The 20727-nt window shown below is 52.0% G+C and carries 21 protein-coding genes, 5 tRNA genes and 1 pseudogene; 4 read left to right on the top strand and 23 right to left on the bottom strand.

Features of this window, described 5'->3' with window-relative positions; translation table 11 throughout:
* A pseudogene (locus tag PW844_RS29365) lies at positions 1-358 on the bottom strand (3-deoxy-7-phosphoheptulonate synthase); the annotation flags it as partial.
* Between the two features lie 300 nt (positions 359-658).
* On the opposite strand from PW844_RS29365, the gene PW844_RS29360 reads away from it, so the two are divergent.
* Complete coding sequence (locus PW844_RS29360) at positions 659-1180, top strand: GNAT family N-acetyltransferase (protein WP_084876419.1); 522 nt, start codon at positions 659-661, stop codon at positions 1178-1180.
* A 67-nt stretch (positions 1181-1247) separates the two neighbouring features.
* On the opposite strand, the gene rplS is transcribed toward PW844_RS29360, so the two are convergent.
* The 5 genes from rplS to ffh form a co-directional block, all read right to left on the bottom strand.
* A complete protein-coding gene (gene rplS, locus PW844_RS29355; RefSeq protein WP_299460431.1) occupies positions 1248-1595 on the bottom strand; it encodes a 50S ribosomal protein L19 in 348 nt (115 codons plus the stop codon).
* A gap of 42 nt (positions 1596-1637) precedes the next feature.
* Positions 1638-2402 carry a tRNA (guanosine(37)-N1)-methyltransferase TrmD gene (gene trmD / locus PW844_RS29350; protein WP_299460494.1) on the bottom strand — a complete coding sequence of 255 codons (765 nt, stop codon included), beginning with the start codon at positions 2400-2402 and terminating at the stop codon, positions 1638-1640.
* Between the two features lie 35 nt (positions 2403-2437).
* The gene (rimM, locus tag PW844_RS29345; RefSeq protein ID WP_299460428.1) at positions 2438-2986 is read right to left on the bottom strand and encodes a ribosome maturation factor RimM; all 549 of its coding nucleotides are present in this window, start codon (positions 2984-2986) and stop codon (positions 2438-2440) included.
* 18 nt (positions 2987-3004) lie between these two features.
* Positions 3005-3253, bottom strand: a complete 249-nt coding sequence (gene rpsP, locus PW844_RS29340) for a 30S ribosomal protein S16 (RefSeq protein WP_013510204.1) — start codon at positions 3251-3253, stop codon at positions 3005-3007.
* 142 nt (positions 3254-3395) lie between these two features.
* A complete protein-coding gene (gene ffh / locus PW844_RS29335; RefSeq protein ID WP_299460425.1) occupies positions 3396-4757 on the bottom strand; it encodes a signal recognition particle protein in 1362 nt (453 codons plus the stop codon).
* Between the two features lie 166 nt (positions 4758-4923).
* Between ffh and PW844_RS29330 the strand changes: the two genes are divergently transcribed.
* Positions 4924-5724 carry an inner membrane protein YpjD gene (locus PW844_RS29330; RefSeq protein WP_208716237.1) on the top strand — a complete coding sequence of 267 codons (801 nt, stop codon included), beginning with the start codon at positions 4924-4926 and terminating at the stop codon, positions 5722-5724.
* A gap of 13 nt (positions 5725-5737) precedes the next feature.
* Positions 5738-7024, top strand: coding sequence for an HlyC/CorC family transporter (locus tag PW844_RS29325; protein WP_299460422.1), 1287 nt, complete (start codon positions 5738-5740; stop codon positions 7022-7024).
* Positions 7025-7085: 61 nt separating this feature from the next.
* Here PW844_RS29325 and luxS read toward each other — a convergent pair whose 3' ends face one another.
* The 15 genes from luxS to tam all read right to left on the bottom strand — a co-directional run bounded on the left by luxS (position 7086) and on the right by tam (position 17833).
* Positions 7086-7601 (bottom strand): S-ribosylhomocysteine lyase, encoded by a 516-nt coding sequence (gene luxS, locus PW844_RS29320; protein ID WP_084876445.1) that lies wholly within the window; start codon positions 7599-7601, stop codon positions 7086-7088.
* Positions 7602-7751: 150 nt separating this feature from the next.
* A complete protein-coding gene (gene gshA / locus PW844_RS29315) occupies positions 7752-9356 on the bottom strand; it encodes a glutamate--cysteine ligase (protein ID WP_299460418.1) in 1605 nt (534 codons plus the stop codon).
* Positions 9357-9387: 31 nt separating this feature from the next.
* The gene (locus PW844_RS29310) at positions 9388-9816 is read right to left on the bottom strand and encodes a YqaA family protein (RefSeq protein ID WP_299460416.1); all 429 of its coding nucleotides are present in this window, start codon (positions 9814-9816) and stop codon (positions 9388-9390) included.
* Positions 9813-10379 (bottom strand): fructose-1-phosphate/6-phosphogluconate phosphatase, encoded by a 567-nt coding sequence (gene yqaB / locus PW844_RS29305; RefSeq protein ID WP_299460414.1) that lies wholly within the window; start codon positions 10377-10379, stop codon positions 9813-9815. Before yqaB ends, PW844_RS29310 begins: the two co-directional genes overlap by 4 nt.
* A 197-nt stretch (positions 10380-10576) precedes the next feature.
* Positions 10577-10653: transfer RNA gene (locus tag PW844_RS29300), tRNA-Arg, on the bottom strand.
* Positions 10654-10711: 58 nt separating this feature from the next.
* Positions 10712-10788, bottom strand: a tRNA-Arg gene (locus tag PW844_RS29295).
* A gap of 58 nt (positions 10789-10846) precedes the next feature.
* A tRNA-Arg gene (locus PW844_RS29290) sits at positions 10847-10923 on the bottom strand.
* An 87-nt stretch (positions 10924-11010) separates the two neighbouring features.
* Positions 11011-11087 (bottom strand) — tRNA-Arg (locus tag PW844_RS29285).
* 9 nt (positions 11088-11096) lie between these two features.
* A tRNA-Ser gene (locus PW844_RS29280) sits at positions 11097-11189 on the bottom strand.
* Between the two features lie 285 nt (positions 11190-11474).
* Positions 11475-11660 (bottom strand): carbon storage regulator CsrA, encoded by a 186-nt coding sequence (csrA, locus tag PW844_RS29275; protein ID WP_013510212.1) that lies wholly within the window; start codon positions 11658-11660, stop codon positions 11475-11477.
* 250 nt (positions 11661-11910) lie between these two features.
* A complete protein-coding gene (alaS, locus tag PW844_RS29270; RefSeq protein WP_299460410.1) occupies positions 11911-14538 on the bottom strand; it encodes an alanine--tRNA ligase in 2628 nt (875 codons plus the stop codon).
* A gap of 136 nt (positions 14539-14674) precedes the next feature.
* Positions 14675-15187 (bottom strand): regulatory protein RecX, encoded by a 513-nt coding sequence (locus tag PW844_RS29265; RefSeq protein WP_208617292.1) that lies wholly within the window; start codon positions 15185-15187, stop codon positions 14675-14677.
* 107 nt (positions 15188-15294) lie between these two features.
* Positions 15295-16365, bottom strand: a complete 1071-nt coding sequence (gene recA / locus PW844_RS29260; protein ID WP_084876451.1) for a recombinase RecA — start codon at positions 16363-16365, stop codon at positions 15295-15297.
* 96 nt (positions 16366-16461) lie between these two features.
* A complete protein-coding gene (pncC, locus tag PW844_RS29255; protein ID WP_299460403.1) occupies positions 16462-16956 on the bottom strand; it encodes a nicotinamide-nucleotide amidase in 495 nt (164 codons plus the stop codon).
* A gap of 100 nt (positions 16957-17056) precedes the next feature.
* Positions 17057-17833 (bottom strand): trans-aconitate 2-methyltransferase, encoded by a 777-nt coding sequence (tam, locus tag PW844_RS29250; RefSeq protein WP_299460400.1) that lies wholly within the window; start codon positions 17831-17833, stop codon positions 17057-17059.
* A gap of 164 nt (positions 17834-17997) precedes the next feature.
* On the opposite strand from tam, the gene PW844_RS29245 reads away from it, so the two are divergent.
* Positions 17998-18885, top strand: coding sequence for a dihydrodipicolinate synthase family protein (locus PW844_RS29245; RefSeq protein ID WP_299460397.1), 888 nt, complete (start codon positions 17998-18000; stop codon positions 18883-18885).
* A gap of 35 nt (positions 18886-18920) precedes the next feature.
* Here PW844_RS29245 and PW844_RS29240 read toward each other — a convergent pair whose 3' ends face one another.
* On the bottom strand, positions 18921-19259 hold the full coding sequence (locus PW844_RS29240; RefSeq protein ID WP_299460394.1) for a zinc ribbon domain-containing protein YjdM: 339 nt from the start codon (positions 19257-19259) through the stop codon (positions 18921-18923).
* Between the two features lie 86 nt (positions 19260-19345).
* Positions 19346-20428: a lytic murein transglycosylase B gene (gene mltB, locus PW844_RS29235; protein WP_299460391.1), complete on the bottom strand. Its 1083-nt coding sequence runs from the start codon at positions 20426-20428 to the stop codon at positions 19346-19348.
* Between the last annotated feature and the right edge of the window lie 299 nt (positions 20429-20727).

The raw sequence follows: 20727 nt of genomic DNA, 5'->3' as shown, positions 1-20727 counted from the left end.
TATCAAACGAGTTGTCCATGTAAGGATCGTTGATTAACCCTTTCCAGCCGACGGTGGTACGGGGTTTCTCAAAATAGACACGCATAACGATGTACAGCTGATCCTTCAACTGCTCAGAAAGAGTTTTCAAAAGATGGGCGTATTCAAGTGCAGCTTCGGTATCGTGGATTGAACAAGGGCCACACACCACCAACAGACGCGGATCGCGGCCCGCGATGATGTCGGAGATGGTCTGACGGGAAGCCGCGATTTGCGCTTCCTGAGCAGCACTGAGCGGAAATTTCGCTTTCAACTCTCCCGGGGTGATTAAAATTTGTTCATCGGCGATATGCACATTGTTCAGCGCGTCTTTTTGCATGATTGCGATCCTTTTTACTCGTTTATGCGTGTTGGGATCCTCACTGAGGATGGCGTTCACTTTACCATAAGTCGTAAATCATGCAATCCACAGATGTACACTTTTATTACCACACATAAAAACCAACAAGGTAATTTTAAATAAAATTGTTTTATTTCATAAAATTAAAAATAAAAAACCGCACAACAATATTACACCATAATGTAAACTATTAATTACACTCATTGTGGAAATTTAATACCGCCCCTGGCATCATCTGGGCTAACATTCTGTTAAATAGACTTTTTTGGGATCGATCTTATGGCAATTCCTCATGTACATCTCCGCCCCTACAATTTGCAGGATGCTGAGGCTTTTACCGAGGCGGTGAATGCATCGCTTCCCAGCCTTAGCCCGTGGATGGAGTGGGCACATGATGACTATCGTAATGATGAAGCCGTCAGTTGGATCAATTTTACCCATCTCCAGCGGGCCAGAGGTGAAGCCGAAGAGTTCGCCATTGTCGATGGTAATGATCAATTGCTTGGCGGGGCTGGGATCCGTTTTGCCCGCCAACCCGGAGAATTCTGTGCTCTGGGTTATTGGGTGCGCTCATCTGCCCAGCGCCAGGGCGTCGCGACACGGGCTGTGGCGCAGCTGATTGAATTAGGCTTTCAATCACCCGAGGTGAAGTTACTGGAAATTCTCGCCGCTGCTGATAACCTGGCCAGCCGCGCAGTGGCAGAACGCAGCGGGTTTAGTTTCATTGATTATCGCTACGGGTTAATCGTGCTGGAAAGCGGCCCGGTGAATACCGCCATTTATCATTTAGAACGTAGATAAAAAAAGGGGCTGGCAGATGCCAACCCCTTGTTTGCTATTAACTTTGAGATGTCGCTTTCGCGAGCTCTTAGCTAAGACGCTCTTTAATACGAGCAGACTTACCAGTACGCTCACGCAGGTAGTACAGTTTGGCTTGACGCACAGCACCACGACGTTTAACAGCAATGCTGTCAATTACCGGAGAGTGAGTCTGGAAGACACGCTCAACGCCTTCGCCGTTAGAAATCTTGCGAACAGTGAATGCAGAGTGCAGACCGCGGTTACGAATAGCGATAACCACGCCCTCGAATGCCTGCAGACGTTTCTTAGAACCTTCAACGACCCATACTTTCACTTCCACGGTATCACCCGGACGGAAGGAAGGTACGTCCTGTTTCATCTGCTCTTGTTCAATTTGCTTGATAATGTTGCTCATAATTAAATCTCTTATCCTGGGTAAACTGATAGTCAGGGAAGATTACTCTTCCGCCTCATCGTTTTGTTGCTGCTGATGTTCCCGCTGGAACTCAGTAAGCAACCTTGCTTGCTCTACAGTCAGAGCCAGGTTTTCCAGAAGTTCAGGTCTTCTCAGCCAGGTACGGCCTAGCGACTGTTTCAGACGCCAGCGGCGAATATCGGCATGGTTCCCCGACAGTAACACTGCCGGTACATCCATCCCTTCTAACACCTCAGGTCGGGTATAGTGCGGGCAATCCAGCAAACCGTCCGAGAACGAATCCTCATCGGCTGACGCCTGCTTCCCCAGAACGCCGGGTATAAACCGGGCGACGGAGTCAATCAACGTCATGGCTGGTAGCTCACCGCCACTGAGTACGTAATCACCGATTGACCATTCTTCATCAATTTCGGTTTGAATAACGCGCTCATCAATCCCTTCATAGCGACCACATACCAGAATCAACTTCTGATGTGTCGCCAGTTCGCAAACGCCCTGTTGGTCAAGTTTGCGCCCCTGAGGTGAAAGATAAATCACCCTAGCCCCTTCTCCCGCCGCTGCTTTCGCTGCGGAGATGGCGTCCCGTAAAGGTTGCACCATCATCAGCATTCCCGGTCCGCCGCCGTAAGGACGATCATCCACGGTACGGTGCCGGTCGTGCGTGAAGTCACGCGGACTCCAGCTCTCAATGCTGAGCAGGCCATTTTTTACTGCCCGGCCAGTTACCCCGAAATCGGTAATAGCGCGAAACATCTCTGGAAACAGGCTAATAACACCAATCCACATCGCGTTCGCCGTTACGTTACCGGTTGATCCGGAGGTCAAAAACCAGGATCCCAATCTACTTCAATAGTGCCAGTAGAGAGATCGACTTTCTTGATAACCTGTTCATCAAGAAACGGTATTAACCGCTCCTGTGCACCGAATGCATCTTTCAGGTTTGCCTTTACGACGAGAACGTCGTTCGAACCGGTTTCCATCAAATCAATGACTTTGCCCATTTCGTAGCCTTCGAGGTTTACTACTTTGCAACCCATCAGGTCTTTCCAGTAGTAATCACCCTCTTCCAGCGCTGGCAGTTGCGCGGAGTCAACCGTAATTTCGCAATTGGTTAACTGTGCCGCTGCATCCCGATCATCAATGCCTTTGACTTTGATGATCAGATCCTGATTGTGGTGCTTCCAGCCCTCCAGTTCGACCAGCTGCCATTGACCGGCGTGCTGAATCAACCAGGGCTGATAGTCAAAGATACTTTCGGCTTCTTCGGTGGAAGAAAACACTTTGAGCCAGCCCCGAATGCCGTAAGCGGCACCCATCTTCCCCAATACGATTGGGTTAGCGGGAGGCTGTGCGGCAGGTTTTCTGCTCATGCTCACCACCGTGACAGATTAAGCTGCTTTTTTTGCTTCTTTGATCAGCGCGTTAACGCGATCAGAAAGCGTTGCGCCCTGGCCAACCCAGTGCTCAATACGGTCCAGATCCAGACGCAGACCTTCAGCCTGACCAGCAGCGATCGGGTTGAAGAAACCTACGCGCTCGATGAAGCGACCGTTACGAGCATTGCGGCTGTCAGTAACGACGACCTGATAGAACGGACGCTTTTTCGCGCCGTGACGTGCCAAACGAATAGTTACCATAACATCCTCATTAGTTAATAAAACAACCGGGCCCCATCGAGGAACGGGGCCCGGGTGCAATATATAAAGCCCGAAAATTCTACTCATTTTGGCGCAAAAAGCAACCTGAGCATCTCACTTTTCCGGCATTTTACCGGTCGCCTTAGCGACCGGGGAATCCTGGCGGCATCATGCCTTTCATGCTGCGCATCATTTTCGCCATGCCGCCCTTCTTCATTTTCTTCATCATGCGCTGCATGTCATCGAACTGCTTCAGCAGTCGGTTAACATCCTGCACCTGCATGCCTGAACCCAGGGCGATACGGCGTTTGCGTGAGCCTTTGATGATTTCCGGCTTCTCACGCTCTTTGCGTGTCATCGAGTTGATGATGGCTTCCATACGCACCAGAAGTTTATCGTCCATCTGCGATTTCACATTATCCGGCAGTTGGCCCATGCCAGGCAGCTTGCCCATCAGGCTTGCCATCCCACCCATGTTGCGCATCTGCTTTAGCTGATCAAGGAAATCGTTAAGGTCAAAGCCATCGCCGGTTTTCAGTTTCTTCGCCAGCTTTTCCGCTTGCTCGCGGTCAACTTTGCTTTCGATATCTTCAATCAGCGACAGCACATCGCCCATACCCAGGATGCGCGATGCAATACGATCTGGGTAGAACGGCTCCAGGGCTTCAGTTTTCTCACCAACACCCATGAATTTGATCGGCTTGCCGGTAATATGGCGAATCGACAACGCCGCACCACCACGTGCATCACCATCGACTTTGGTCAGAATCACACCGGTCAGCGGCAGCGCTTCATTAAATGCTTTCGCGGTATTGGCGGCATCCTGACCCGTCATGGCATCAACAACAAACAGGGTTTCTACCGGATCAATCGCGGCATGTACCTGCTTGATTTCGTCCATCATCGCTTCATCAACGTGCAGACGGCCCGCGGTATCCACGATCAGAACGTCGTAGAATTGCAGACGAGCTTCTTTCAGCGCGTTGTTCACGATATCGACAGGCTTCTGGCTCAGGTCAGACGGGCAGAAATCCACGCCAACCTGCTGCGCCAGCGTTTCCAGCTGTCTGATCGCCGCCGGGCGATAGACGTCAGCAGAAACGACCAGTACTTTTTTCTTGTGCTTCTCACGCAGGAATTTACCCAGCTTGGCAACGCTGGTGGTTTTACCCGCACCCTGCAGACCCGCCATCAATACGACGGCCGGTGGCTGAGCGGCCAGGTTGAGTGCATTATTTTCTGCACCCATCGCCTCGACCAGCTCATTGCGAACAATTTTGATGAATTCCTGACCTGGGGTCAGGCTCTTGTTCACATCATGACCAACCGCGCGCTCTTTCACACGGTTGATAAATTCACGTACGACTGGCAGCGCAACATCCGCTTCCAGCAGCGCCATACGCACTTCGCGCAGCGTGTCTTTAATGTTGTCTTCGGTCAGCCTTCCGCGGCCGCTAATATTGCGCAGGGTTTGCGACAAACGATCGGTTAAATTATCAAACATGCTCTCTCACTTAAAAACATAGCGAGGCCGCCAGGGCGACACAATGCGGCGGATTATAACACGAAGCCAGGCCGATCTCTGCAATTGCCCTTCAGATCGTTTGGAGCCTGATGCGGCTAACGTTATACTGCTTTTTTCCTTATCTGACCGACACCTGACAGGATCTATGTTTGTTTCTGCGATCGTGGCGCTGTTCGCCTACTCTATCAGCCTTGCTCTGATCATACCCAGCCTGTTGAAACGCAACGGTGGCTGGCGACGCCTTGCGGTACTTTCCGCCTGTGTGGCGCTGATTGCCCACGCCATCGCGTTGCAACAGCGTATTTTTGCCGTCGATAACGGCCAAAATCTCAGCCTGTTGAACATAGGTTCGCTGGTGAGCCTGCTGATCTGTTCGATTATGACCATCGTGGCGTCACGCAATCGTGGCTGGCTGCTGCTGCCTATCGTTTACAGCTTTGCGTTGATTAATCTGGCCTTTGCCACTTTCGTGCCCAACGCGTTTATTACCCATCTGGAAACCACGCCGGGCATGATGATTCACATCGGCCTGTCGCTGTTTGCCTATGCCACCCTGATCATTGCCGCCCTTTATGCGTTGCAGCTGGCGTGGATTGACTATCAGTTAAAAAATAAAAAGCTGGCGTTCACCCAGGATATGCCACCGCTGCTCACCATTGAGCGCAAAATGTTCCACATCACTCAGGTTGGCGTCGTGCTGCTGACGCTGGTGCTGTGCACCGGTCTGTTCTATATGCACAATCTGTTCAGCGCCGAGAATGTGGACAAAGCGGTACTCTCAATCATTGCCTGGTTCGTCTATATCGTTCTGCTCTGGGGACATTACCACGAAGGCTGGCGCGGTCGCCGTGTCGTCTGGTTCAATTGCAGCGGTGCGATTTTGCTGACCATGGCCTACTTCGGCAGCCGTGTACTGCAGCACCTGCTAACTCAATCGTCTCACTAAAGGAATTTTTGCGTTGGAACATGTTTCAACCACCACGCTGATCATCACCCTGGTCATCATGGTGCTGGTCTCGGCCTATTTCTCCGGTTCAGAGACCGGCATGATGACGCTTAATCGTTACAAGCTGCGCCATCAGGCTAAAAACGGACAGCGCGGCGCACGGCGCGTCGAAAAATTACTGCGTCGGCCAGATCGACTGATCAGTCTGGTGCTGATCGGTAATAACCTGGTCAACATCCTCGCCTCGGCGTTAGGCACTATCGTCGGCATGCGTTTATACGGTGATGCCGGCGTCGCGATAGCAACCGGCGTACTGACTTTTGTGGTGCTGGTGTTCGCTGAAGTGCTGCCCAAAACCATCGCCGCGCTCTATCCGGAGAAGGTCGCTTATCCCAGTAGTTTCCTGCTCGCTCCGCTGCAATATGTGATGCTGCCATTGGTATGGCTGCTCAACACCATTACACGCATTCTGATGCGCATGGTTGGTATCAAAACGGATGGCTCCATCAGTTCGGCGTTAAGTAAGGAAGAGCTACGCACCATCGTCCATGAATCACGCAGCCTGATGTCACGCCGTAATCAGGATATGCTGCTGTCAGTGCTGGATCTGGAAAAGGTGGGCGTTGAAGACATCATGGTGCCGCGTAACGAGATTGTCGGCATCAACATTAATGACGACTGGAAATCGATTGTTCGTCAGCTCAGTCATTCACCGCATGGTCGTATCGTATTATTCCGCGACTCGCTGGATGATTGCGTCGCCATGCTGCGGGTCCGTGAAGCCTGGCGCATGATGACCGAGAAAAAAGAATTCAACAAAGAGACACTGCTGCGTGCCGCCGATGAAATCTACTATGTGCCGGAAGGTACCCCGCTTAACGTGCAGCTGGTTAAATTCCAGCGCAATAAGAAGAAAGTGGGGTTAGTGGTGGATGAGTATGGCGATATCAAAGGTCTGGTCACCATCGAAGACATTCTTGAGGACATTGTTGGCGATTTCACCACCTCAATGTCTCCGACGCTGGCCGAAGAGGTCATGCCGCAGAACGACGGTTCTGTTCTGATTGAAGGCAGTGCAAATATTCGTGAAATCAACAAGGCCTTCAACTGGTCATTACCGGAAGAAGAAGCCCGTACCATCAACGGTATGCTGCTGGAAGTGCTGGAAGAAATCCCTCAGGTTGGCACCCAGGTACAAATTGGTAAGTACGATATTGATATTCTTGATGTGCAGGACAACATGGTGAAACAGGCACGTATTACGCCGCATACACCGCTAAAGTCTTCCATCGGTTCCTGAACTGAAGCATAAAAAAATGCCGCGATAATCGCGGCATTTTTCTTTCTGCATCAGCAAAAAACTAGATATGCAGTTCTTGTAGCTTTTCTTTCGGCAGTTTCAGATCTTCGTTGTAGTTAACGCCGATCTCGCTTGCCAGCACGTTGCGGGCAATCTGCTGCGCTTCATCCAGCGAATGCAGTTTGTAGCTACCACATTGATATTCGTTCAATTCCGGGATCTGGTTCTGTTCTTTTACTTTCAGAACATCTTCCATCGCCCCTTTCCACGCTTTTGCCACACGCTGTTCGTCCGGCGTGCCAATCAGGCTCATATAAAAGCCGGTACGGCAACCCATCGGCGAAATATCAACGATTTCCACGCCTTCACCATTCAGGTGATTACGCATAAATCCAGCGAAGAGGTGCTCCAGCGTATGGATGCCGCGCTCAGTCAGGATTTCCTTGTTCGGCCGGCAGAAACGCAGGTCAAAAACGGTGATGGTATCGCCATGAGGAGTTTTCATGGTTTTTGCTACGCGTACTGCGGGCGCCGCCATGATGGTGTGATCTACAGTAAAACTATCCAGCAGTGGCATATTGTCACCTCCTGTTTTGAGAATTTTTTTTAAAACGATGAAACTTTTCTGTTCGCCCAACGTCTGAATATATGAAAGACGCGCATTTGTTATCATCATCCCTGACAACAGAGATGTTAATTCGGCCACAGTGATGTGGCCTTTTCTTTTTTACCCTTCCCGGCTGGCGAGGTAGCTCGCAAAATCCAGCGTATCGCTCTGTTCCAGCTTCTCTTGCGCGAGCACTGAATCCTGCGCCTGGCGAGTAAAGTCATCCTCACTCAGAACCTGTAACGGCTCTTCGCATAACAAATGACGATATTGTTCAGCCAACGCCACTCCGGTCCCGGTCAAACCATTTTCCTTCATTGCATGAAGGATACGCGCCGAATAGGTTAGCTCAGGATCGTCAAACGATGCCACCAGTTGATCGCAAACCTGTTGATATTGCGTGCTGCCATGATTGCTGTCGAGTACTTCTGCTACGCGACTCAAATCAGCAAACAGGGCCTTACCTACCTCAACCAGCGTATGCTGCGTTTCACTGCAACCCACGGCAATCACCTGCCCCGGCTTACGGCCTTCCAGCACCACTCGATTCCAGTTTTTACGGCTGCACAGCAATTCATCTGCGCTCATTTCCGGCGCATCGGCCAGCGTACACCAAATCAGGAACAAATCGAGGAAACGCACCTGGGTCGCATCAACGCCAATCGCTGAGAATGGGTTGATATCCAGCGAACGGACTTCAATATATTCAATGCCGCCACGTTGCAGCGCATCTGACGGTGCTTCACCGGAACGTGTCACACGCTTCGGCCTAATCGGCGCGTACAGCTCGTTCTCAATCTGCAGCACATTGGTATTCAGCTGCAGCCAGTTACCATCGGCATCTTTAGTACCCATGGCCGCATACTCTTCCGATGGCGTTTTGATCGCGGCTTTTAGCGCCGCAACATAGCCATCCAGTGAGTTGAAGGTGATACCCAACCCACTTTGCGATTTATTGGTATATCCAAGGTCGCTCAGGCGCAAGGAGGTTGCATACGGCAACCACAAGGTCCCTTTGTCGTTCGTTTCAAACGGCAGATTGGTTTCGCGGCCTTGCAGGAAGCTCGAGCAAATTGCCGGCGAAGCACCAAACAGATACGGGATAACCCAGCCGAAGCGATAATAGTTACGGATCAGGCGCAGATAACCGGCAGAAATGGTCTCTTTACCACTTTCCGCATCTTTGACATCCGCCCACTCCTGCCAGAACGACAGCGGCAGTGAGAAGTTGTAATGGATACCTGAGATCGTCTGCATCAACGCGCCATAGCGATTTTTCAGCCCCTGGCGATACAGCGTCTTCATTTGGCCAATGTTGGAACTACCGTATTGCGCCAGCTCGATGTTATCGGCATCGTCAATAATGCACGGCATGCTAAAGGGCCACATGCGCTCCTGCCCCAGTTCACGCGCCACGTGGCGGTGAATATCGCGCAGGAAACTGAGCATGTGATCGATGTTCTGATCTACAGGCGTGATGAACTCCAGCAGCGTCTCGGCAAAATCGGTAGTAATCCAATCATGTTTCAGCGCTGAACCCAGAGACTCTGGGTGCCCGGTCGTTGCCAGATGACCATCCGGGTTGACACGCAAGGTTTCGCGTTCAATACCACGGCCGATACCCTTTAACGCGTCGGGATGCGCTTCCAGCCAGGAGAGCGCTTTTGATACGTCCGGGATCACATTAACCTCCCGCTGTGCGAATAATTTATTTTTGTTCAGCATAATGTTAACCGTAGCCTCGAATCTGTGCGAATCAATGCCACCATTGCAAACCTTGTAAGGTGACCATCGCGATAACGATGTAACGCAGTGTTTTACCGATGGCGAGAAACAGCAACGCCGGAAGCCAGGCAACGCGCAACCAGCCTGCGAAGACGCAGAGCAGATCGCCCACCACTGGCAGCCAGCTAAATAACAGGGCTGCAGGTCCCAATCGGTGTAACCACGTCATTGCTGTGTTATGCCATCGCCCCTGCCCTTTCGGCGGCATCAGGCGACCAAGAAGAATGTTAGTCAGGCCACCCAGCGTGTTTCCCACTGATGCAGCCAATAGCAGCCCATAGACCGATCCCTTTTGGGCGATCAACAAGGCTACCAGCACCGCCTCTGAGCTTCCCGGAAGGAGGGTGGCACTCAGAAAGCTACTGCCGAATAACGAGCCATAGGTCAGAAATTCATTCACAGTAAACGGACATCAACCACATCCATGCCTGCTGCTTTTGCTGCCTGAACACCAAAATCAGCATCTTCAAATACCACACAGCGCGCGGGCGCGACGCCCATTAACTCGGCGCAGCGTAAAAAGGTATGAGGTTGCGGTTTATGGCGCTGTACGTCATCAGCGCCAACGACGGCGGTAAAAAGATGATAAACACCTAATTGTGTGAGCAGGGCTTTAGCCAGGCTATGTTCACTGCCAGTGCCAACCGCCATCGGGCGACGTCCGTGATAAGCTTTCACCACCTCCATCAGCGGCAGAGGACGCACGCTATCCAGCAGCATTGCTTTAAAGGCCACGGTTTTTTCCGCCGCCAGCAAATGAGGATCGTGCGTAGCATGGTTTTGCTCAATGATGAATTGCGCCAGCTGCCAGGTGGGCGCACCGTTAAAGCTCACCATTTTTTCCTCATCCATGGTGAAACCATAGCGGCTAAGTACCTGATGCCAGGCTTTTCGATGTGTCGGCTCAGAATCGAGAATCGTGCCGTCCATATCGAAAATCAGGGCGTCATATTGGTCGTACATTGTCACTCCGGGCGTCCAGCAAACGAGCCATTACTTTAACGTAATGCGTTCAGGTTGTCGCCAGGCGCGCTTAACAGCAAATGCTTTGAAAGCATTAGTATTTTTAGTTTTAAGATAAAGGTGAGAAAGTGGTGCCGCAGATAAATGGCGGTTAAAACAGGGCTTTTTTTACAGCGGAGTGATAAATCGGGGGGATATGGTGCATCCAGGAGGATTCGAACCTCCGACCGCTCGGTTCGTAGCCGAGTACTCTATCCAGCTGAGCTATGGATGCATTGGAGAAACGTTGTTGCGATGGAAGAACTGAAACAATCGGGTGATGAGACAAAGAATGGTGCATCCAGGAGGATTCGAACCTCCGACCGCTCGGTTCGTAGCCGAGTACTCTATCCAGCTGAGCTATGGATGCATTGAGATATTTTCTTACGATGGACTAACTGAAATCAACCTGGGAATGATACGAAGAATGGTGCATCCAGGAGGATTCGAACCTCCGACCGCTCGGTTCGTAGCCGAGTACTCTATCCAGCTGAGCTATGGATGCATTTCTGAAAATTCTTGTACAACGCAGGGTGCTAACAACTCACCTCGAAAGGAACTGCTCGTTCACTCTTTACGACATCTTTTTCGATGGTGCATCCAGGAGGATTCGAACCTCCGACCGCTCGGTTCGTAGCCGAGTACTCTATCCAGCTGAGCTATGGATGCATCGAAAAATGGCGGTGAGGCGGGGATTCGAACCCCGGATGCAGCTTTTGACCGCATACTCCCTTAGCAGGGGAGCGCCTTCAGCCTCTCGGCCACCTCACCTTACGCGTTCTTCCGAACCGTGCTTCTGAACTTTCTTTCTGCTCATCGGCACTGCGTGGCGCACATATTACTTTCCCGCATTTATAAGTCAAACAATTTTTCCCACTACAGGTTCGTTTGCACAAATGACAGACAATCCGCGCATTTTGCCGACAAAAAGAGTGATTAATCAACAGTAAAAGGGGGATGCAGATAACAAAATGGGAAAGAAAAAAATGGGAGGGGAAGAAGTTGCAGGCAGGAAAAATCGGTAGCGCCTCGCAGCAAGGCGAGGCGCTGAATCCGTTAGTAACTCGTAGGCTGAGCTTTTTCTGCCTGAATGCGCTGATAGATCTCTTCGCGATGCACCGAAACTTCTTTAGGTGCATTGACGCCAATACGGACCTGGTTACCTTTAACTCCCAGCACCGTTACAGTCACCTCATCGCCAATCATGAGGGTTTCACCAACTCGACGAGTTAGAATAAGCATTCTTTGCTCCTTGAAAGATTAAAAGAGTCGGGCCTGTTCGGGTTCCCGGCCATATCCATCATATAACGCTGAACAATGTCTATGACAAATACACCATTGTGGTTTGCCACGCCAATACATTCTGCTGATAGTTAGTTTAGCCGAAATACACTGCCTCAACCTGACTTTGTCATTACCTGGTGCACATCGCGTTAAAAAGCGCCGGAACGTTCCGTTCCTGGCGCTCTCCACGATGCTTAGTTTTATTTCGTTACAGTCGATTGCTGACCCAGTCCTGCACACCCGCCAACGCGCCAGCCAGCGCCTGTGGATTCGTACCGCCCGCCTGAGCCATATCCGGGCGACCACCGCCTTTCCCGCCCACTTGAGCAGCCAGTTCCCCCACCAGTTCGCCCGCTTTTACGCGATCGGTCAGGTCTTTGGTCACACCCGCGATCAGCGATACTTTACCTTCTGCTACGGTCGCCAGCACGATAATGGCGGAACCAAGCTGATTTTTCAGGTCGTCCATCATGGTACGCAGCATCTTAGGTTCTACATTGCTAAGTTCACTCACCAGCAGTTTAGTCCCTTTAACATCCACGGCTTTGCTGCTGAGTGAGGCACTTTCCTGTGCTGCCTGCTGATCACGCAGTTGCTGCAATTCTTTTTCCAGGGCACGAACATGGTCCACCAGTCCGCGGACTTTCTCATTCAGATTACTGCTATTGGCTTTCACCAGATGCGCAATGTCCTGCAACTGGTGGCTTTGTGCATTAACCTGCGCCAGAGCCCCTTCGCCAGTTACCGCTTCGATACGACGTACACCCGCAGCAGTACCCGATTCAGACAAAATACGGAACAGACCAATATCACCGGTGCGCGCAGCATGCGTACCGCCACACAGCTCGGTTGAGAAATCTCCCATGCTCAGCACACGAACACGTTGATCGTATTTCTCGCCAAACAGTGCCATGGCACCCTTCGCTTTAGCAGCCTCAAGATCCATGATATTGGTTTCAACGGCCAGGTTACGACGGATCTGCGTGTTGACGATATCCTCAACCTGACGAATCTCCTGCGGCTTCATCGCTTCAAAATGAGAGAAGTCGAAACGCAGGTATTTATCATTGACGAGCGAGCCTTTCTGCGCGACATGCTCACCTAAAACCTGGCGCAATGCGGCATGCAACAGGTGTGTCGCTGAATGGTTCAGACGGATGCGGGCACGGCGTTCTTCATCAACCTGAGCACTCAGGCGATCGCCGACACGCAGCTGGCCGGTAGTTAGCTTACCGATATGACCAATGGCCTGACTATACTTCTGTGTGTCCTGCACGCTAAATTCAGCATTATTCCCAGCCAGTACGCCGGTATCACCTACCTGGCCACCAGACTCGCCGTAGAACGGGGTCTCATCAAGCACCACTACCGCGTCCTGGCCTGCGCTCACCTGCTCAACCGCTTGCCCATCGACAAACAACGCCTGTACGGTAGAGGTCAGTGCCAGCTGGTCATAACCTTTAAAGGCCGATGCAGAATCAATACGAATCACATTGTTGTAATCCGCACCAAATCCACTGGCTTCACGTGCACGCTGGCGTTGCTGCTCCATCGCCACTTCAAACCCAGCTTCGTCGATCTTCAGATTGCGCTCACGGCACACATCCGCAGTCAGGTCTACCGGGAAGCCGAAAGTATCATAAAGGCGGAATACAGTTTCGCCATCCAGCGTATCGCCTTGCAGCTTCGCCAGTTCTTCGTCCAGCAGCGCCAGGCCACGCTCCAGCGTTTTCGCAAACTGTTCTTCTTCCGCTTTCAGGACGTTCTCAACCTGAACCTGCTGACGTTGCAGGTCTTCACCTGCCGAGCCCATTACCGCAATCAGAGGCGCAACCAGCTTATAGAAGAAGGCATCTTTCGCGCCAAGCATGTTGCCGTGACGTACCGCGCGACGAATGATACGACGCAGTACATAGCCACGGTTTTCGTTCGAAGGAATCACGCCATCAGCGACCAGGAAAGCACAGGAACGGATATGGTCAGCGATCACTCGCAGTGATTTGTTGCTGAGATCAGTCGCACCTGTCACTTCAGCCACTGACTTAATCAGTCTGGCGAAAAGGTCGATTTCGTAGTTGGAGTTAACGTGTTGCAGAACCGCAGCAATACGCTCCAGCCCCATACCGGTATCCACTGAAGGTTTCGGCAATGGCTGCATGGTACCGTCTGCCTGACGGTTGAACTGCATGAATACGATATTCCAGATTTCAATATAGCGGTCACCATCTTCTTCCGGACTGCCCGGCGGGCCACCCCAGATATGATCGCCATGATCGAAGAAGATCTCGCTGCATGGACCACATGGGCCGGTATCACCCATCTGCCAGAAGTTGTCTGATGCGTAAGCGCTGCCTTTATTGTCCCCGATACGAATAATACGTTCGTGCGGAATACCAATATCTTTGGCCCAGATGTCATAGGCTTCATCGTCAGTTTCATAGACGGTGACCCAAAGGCGTTCTTTTGGCAGCTTAAACCACTGCTCGCCCGTCAGCAGTTCCCAGGCATAGGCAATCGCGTCTTTTTTGAAATAGTCGCCAAAACTGAAGTTGCCCAACATTTCAAAGAAGGTGTGATGACGCGCGGTATACCCCACGTTTTCGAGGTCATTGTGCTTACCGCCCGCACGAACGCAGCGCTGCGCTGTGGTCGCACGTGAGTAATCGCGCTTATCCTGACCGAGGAAAACGTCTTTAAACTGGTTCATCCCGGCGTTGGTAAACAGCAGCGTCGGGTCGTTGTTCGGTACGAGGGAGCTGCTGGCTACAACCTGATGTCCCTTGCTATGAAAAAAGTCGAGAAACGCTTGACGGATCTCAGCAGTGCTCTTGCTCATAAATTTCCTGGAATCACGCTAACGAACGTTACCTCTCGTCTGGCAAGCCGCATGCGCCCGGCCCACCACTGACTGAGGAACAAAAAGTGGGAATAAGATAAATTTTCTTCAGTGGGAAGTAAAATCCCATTGCCTTTCAGTCGTCAAAATTTCTGAAAATTGCCTGAATATCTTCCATCAGAAAGCCTTTTGTCATCAGAAATCGCTGGACTTTGCTTTTCCCGGCCCAGTCTTGTGGCAACGGATCGCCAAACTTACGTTTCGCCAGCCCGGCTGCACACGCGATCCAGTTGACCTCGGTATCAAACAGCGCTTGGTCAATTTCATCGCGCGCAATACCTTTTTGTTGCAGCTCCATGCGAATACGTTGCGGGCCATACCCTCTGCCGCTGCGACTGAGGATAAATCGCTCGGTAAAACGCTGATCGTTTAACCAACCATTTTGCTGACACCAGTCGGCAACCTGCTCCAGCAACTCATCAGGAATGGGTTCGGCTTTTTCCTGTTGCTGCATCCAGGCAGCCCGCTGGCTGGAAAGTTGTAGCTTGCGCTTCAGTTCTTCACGGCTATGGTCACGTTGTGACAGGATGCGCATGGCGCGGTCCAGTAAGCGCGAGAAAGTTGGCGCGGGTGTCGGAGATGATGACATATGACTTACCTTTTTCAGACCGTAGCGCAGGGTAAAGCAAGAGATTCAAGAGGGAAAGTGCAGGCGGGGTAAAAACAAAACGGGAGCAGAGCGCTCCCGTTGTGGTATCAGAAATCTTCGTTCGTTTCGCTGGCTTCTTCGTAATCGTCAGCGGAAACCTCCGCAGCACCGGCACTGGCCGTTGCACCGGTCAGCAGCATGTCACGCAGCTTCTGATCGATTTCATTAGCAATCGCCGGGTTTTCCTTCAGGAAATTGGTCGAGTTTGCTTTACCCTGGCCGATTTTGTCACCGTTGTAGCTGTACCAGGCACCGGCTTTCTCAACCAGCTTGTGCTTCACGCCCAGATCAACCAGTTCACCAAAGGTGTTGATACCTTCGCCATACATAATCTGGAATTCAGCCTGTTTGAACGGTGCAGCAATTTTGTTCTTCACCACTTTCACGCGGGTTTCGCTACCCACCACTTCGTCACCCTCTTTAATGGCACCGATACGGCGAATATCGAGGCGTACGGAAGCGTAGAACTTCAGCGCGTTACCACCGGTGGTGGTTTCCGGGTTACCGAACATCACACCAATCTTCATACGAATCTGGTTGATGAAAATCAGCAACGTATTGGACTGCTTCAGATTACCCGCCAGCTTACGCATCGCCTGGCTCATCATACGAGCGGCCAGCCCCATGTGAGAGTCACCGATCTCGCCTTCAATTTCCGCTTTCGGCGTCAGGGCAGCAACGGAGTCAACGATGATGACGTCAACGGCACCGGAACGCGCCAGCGCATCACAAATTTCCAGCGCCTGCTCACCGGTATCCGGCTGCGAACACAGCAGGTTATCAATATCGACGCCCAGCTTCTTCGCGTAGACCGGGTCAAGCGCATGCTCGGCATCAATAAAGGCACAGGTTTTACCTTTACGCTGCGCAGCGGCAATGACCTGCAAGGTCAGCGTAGTTTTACCAGAGGATTCCGGACCATAAATCTCAACGATACGGCCCATCGGCAGGCCGCCTGCGCCCAGCGCGATGTCCAGCGAAAGTGAACCGGTGGAGATGGTTTCAACATCCATCGAGCGGTCTTCACCCAGGCGCATGATGGAGCCTTTACCAAACTGTTTCTCGATCTGGCCCAGCGCGGCAGCTAAAGCCTTCTGTTTGTTCTCGTCAATCGCCATTTCCACTCCTAATCATGCCGGGTAAGCGGACATCTCTGTATGTCTGCTCGCGTTCTGTTGCTGGTAATTATACTGTACAGTCATACAGTATCAAGTTTAATTTGTCAGAAATTCATCATGCAGCGTTTGCAGTGCCCAGGCAACGGACTGACGACGCACCGCATCACGGTCACCAGCAAAGTGCTGACACTGCGCCATCAGTTGCCCATCCGGCCCGGCAAAGCCAAACCAGACAGTACCGACGGGTTTATCCGCGGTGCCGCCATCCGGTCCCGCAATACCGCTGACAGCAATAGCATACTGCGCACCCGCCTCTTTGCAGGCTCCCGCAGCCATTTCGCGCACGGTCTGCTCGCTCACGGCACCAAACCGGGCCAGCGTACCGGCCTGCACACCCACCATTTGTTGTTTGGCGTCATTGCTATAGGTCACGAAACTGCGCTCAAACCAGGCGGAACTGCCGCTGATATCAGTAAACACTTTTGCAATCCAGCCACCGGTACAGGACTCAGCCGCGGTGATGGTTGCCTTGCGCGTTTTCAGCTGCTCGCCAACACGACGACTCAACTGCTGTAACTGTTCATCGTTCATCGTCTTCTCCTTGTCTGGCGCTCACGTTAACAGTAAATGGTGCAGCGGAGGATCCTTTTCAACCCCGATGTACCGTTTTGCGCGTGCGCTTCCAGAAGCTTCAGCGTGTTTTCATTGCCACCATAAAAAGACGCGGGAAGGCCAGCAAAACCTTCCCATCGGCGCGAGTCGGATAAGCGGTAATCAGCGCCTGATGATATTCCGCTAAAAACGCCTGTTGCTGATTTTCATCCAGCCCGGCAAGGAAAGGACGCAAGCCGGTGGCTCGCAGCCAGGTAATAATCGCCTGTGCATCCGCCATGATGTGGTAGTAGGTGGTACGCCAGATATCCACCTCACAACCCGCATCACTCAGCAAATCATAATACTGTGCAGTGGTCAGTAAGCGCTTACGTTCAGCCGCCTGCTGGGAGATATGCGGCAGCCAGCGCTCACCCACAGCCACCTCGCGCATCAGGCGATGCGAAGGTTCCTCAAGGTTATCCGGCATCTGAATTGCCAGTGAGCCGCCGATAGCGAGCTGGCTCACCAGGTGTGGCAGCAGCGAAGAATGTTCACCCAGCCATTGCAAAGATGCATTCGCGTAAATCACCTGCTGGGGTTGTTCGGCCTGCCAGGAACGAATATCGGCCAGCTCAAAGAGGCAATCCGGAAGGCGTTCACGCGCCTGCACCAGCATCGCGTCCGAGCTATCAATGCCACAGATGACGGCCTCCGGCCAGGCCTGCGCCAGTAGCTCGGTACTGTTGCCCGGTCCGCAACCTAAATCCGTTGCGAAACGCACCTCAGGAGTGGCAACCCGCGCCAGCAACTCATAGGCCGGTCGAGTCCGCTCTGATTCAAACTGACGATATAGCTGTGGATTCCAGTCTTGCATTGTCACGCTCCTGTTTTATCCCAAGAACTAAACACTACTCGTTTTTGCCATCCCCCGAAAAGAAAAGTGCGATAGCTCACTTTTTGTGTGCTGTTCTCTGGTGAGTTTAGCCAATGGCGATTAAGTTAAAACGGCGTTTCATTTTTCACGATAAGGAGTTTGCTATGGTTGCACAACCTGCACTGGCTGGCGTCTGGTGTCCGTCAGTAACCCCTTTTGATAACGACGGTAACGTCGATATTGACGCTCTGGGCCGTCACTTCGACCGGCTCAATCATTCAGGCATTGATACACTTCTGTTAATGGGCAGCATTGGGGAGTTTGCTTCGCTCACGCAACAGGAGCGACTACATCTGATTCGCGAAGCGCGTCAGCTATCCCCACTCACGATGGTCGCTAACGTTTCCAGCACCTGCGTGCCTGATATGCTGCAACTGGCTGAGGCCGCGTGGCAGCATGGGTTTGACGCGGTGATGGTGCTACCTCCTTATTACTATGGACAAACGCAAAAACAGTTGCTGAGTTATTTCAAAACCCTGGACCAGCAATTAGGTGGGAAGTGGTTTGCCTACAATTTTCCGGCGCGTACCGGTTGTGATTTAACCCCCGCGCTGGTAGCGGAACTGGCAGCAGAACTGCCGAATTTTATTGGTATCAAAGATACGGTGGATTGTCTGTCGCACAACCGTGCGCTGATTGAAGAAACAAGAAAGGTCCGCAGTGACTTTGCGGTGTTATCCGGCTATGACGAATATCTGTTACCTAACCTGCTGGCAGGCGGTGCAGGGGTGATTTCCGGGCTGAATAATATTGTGCCAGAGCTGTTTGCCGGGGCAATGCAGGCATGGCGGGCAGGCGATTTACATCAGTTAACCGCAATTCAGCAACGCATTGGTCAGCTGATGGCGATTTATACCCTGGGGGACGATTTTGTCACGACGATCAAAACCGCCGTCGCACGTCGTTATGAATCGATGACCACCCGATCCCGCAATTATGGCGGAGAACTCAGTGCCGCCCAGTACGCAGCGATAGATCGACTGCTGGCATAATGGAACAACGCGGACGGCACTGCGCCGTCCGGATCTTAGTTCTTTTTCACGAACTCAGATTTCAGTTTCATCGGGCCAAAACCATCGATCTTACAATCGATATTGTGATCACCTTCAACCAGGCGAATGCTTTTCACTTTTGTGCCGATTTTCAACGTTGAGGAGCTGCCCTTAACCTTCAGATCCTTGACTACAGTGACACTGTCGCCATCCACCAGCAGGTTACCATTAGCATCACGCACAACCAGACCATCAGCAGCCACATCATCCGCCGCCAGCGACCAGATATGTCCACATGACGGGCAGTTCAGCTTCTCGCCATCCTGCCAGGTATAGTCGGCCTGGCATTCAGGACAGGCGGGTAAGGTATTCATAAGCGCTCCTCAGAGAAAAGGTCGCGGCGAAGGTGGTGCCGCAAAAGGGGCGACATCTTATCTCCTTACTGTTAGTAAGGACAGCATTAAAATATCGCTCCCTGACGAGCTTTGCTGACCGCTTCGCCCAACTGCCACACCGCCATTGCATAATGCGTGCTGTGATTGTAGCGGGTTATGACGTAGAAATTGGGCAGCCCGTACCAGTATTGATAACTGGTGCCGAGATCGAGGCGCAACAAACTGGCCTGATTGTTACCGTCCAGCGATCCCTGCGGTGTCAGGCCACTTGCCGCCAGAGTGCTAACCGGGTACAAGGTTTTGAAACCATTCTCCAGTGCCGGAGCCTGCCCGCTGGCCGGGACAGCGACGGCCTCCCCCGGACGCCAACCGTGTTCTTTGAAATAATTAGCCACGCTGCCGATAGCATCAACCGGATCCCACAAATTGATGTGTCCATCCCCGTTAAAATCCACCGCATATTGTTTATACGACGATGGCATAAACTGTCCGTAGCCCATTGCGCCCGCGAAAGAACCGCGCAGATCAAGCGGATCATCCTGCTCGGTACGTGCCATCAACAGAAACGTTTCCAGCTCGCTGCTAAAGTAAGCTGCCCGGCGTGGATAGTTGAACGAAAGCGTTGCCAGCGCATCCAGTAAGCGGGTTTTCCCCATCACCCTACCCCAGCGGGTCTCAACACCAATAATGCCGACAATAATTTCCGGTGGCACGCCATAGACCTGCTGGGCGCGTTGCAGCGCATCCTGATATTGATTCCAGAAGGCCACACCATTTTGCACGTTATCAGGGGTAATGAATTTATTACGATAGCGAATCCAGGCACCATTTGGGCCGGTTGGCGGAGTGTAGCTCGGTGCTTGTTGGTCCATCAGGCGCAGAACATAATCCAGCCGTTTCGCCTGGCCAATCACCGCATGTAATTGCTGGCGATCAAAACCGTGCTTCGCCACCATCTGGTCAATAAATTGCTCAGCGGCAGGATTCTCCGCGAAATCACCAAACATTGGCTGGATAGCGTGTGATTGATCCAGTAGAAAACCACCCTGAGGTGCAGAAACGACGGCGGGCTGCTGGGATGTTTCAGGCTTGCTACTACAGGCGGCAAGCAGGGTAATGAGCGGGAGAAGGGCAACCTTAAAACGCATTGGATTTCCATAAGCCAGATGAAACCGGAGTCCACATATTAATCGTTCAGGTTAATGACTTACAGGGCAATATCTTAAATTTACGTCAGTTATCTCTGTCAGGGCTCCGCCCGGCGAAATTTGCGACCCGCTTCCACACTTTACCATTTACAGCGTTTTTTTCTTTTTTCCTGCCGCAGCAATTTGCTATGGTCGGCAACCGAAAGGCCAGCAGGCGGATGAAGGAGATGCTGCAAAAATGGTAACATCGCTTCTTTCGTTATCGCGCCAGCGTGATAACGCACCTTCCCTGTAGCGAT

This window comes from Pantoea sp. (genome assembly GCF_028283705.1).
Lineage (GTDB): Bacteria > Pseudomonadota > Gammaproteobacteria > Enterobacterales > Enterobacteriaceae > Pantoea.
Note: the sequence above shows the minus strand (reverse complement) of the source record. Positions and strands in the feature narration are given on the sequence as shown.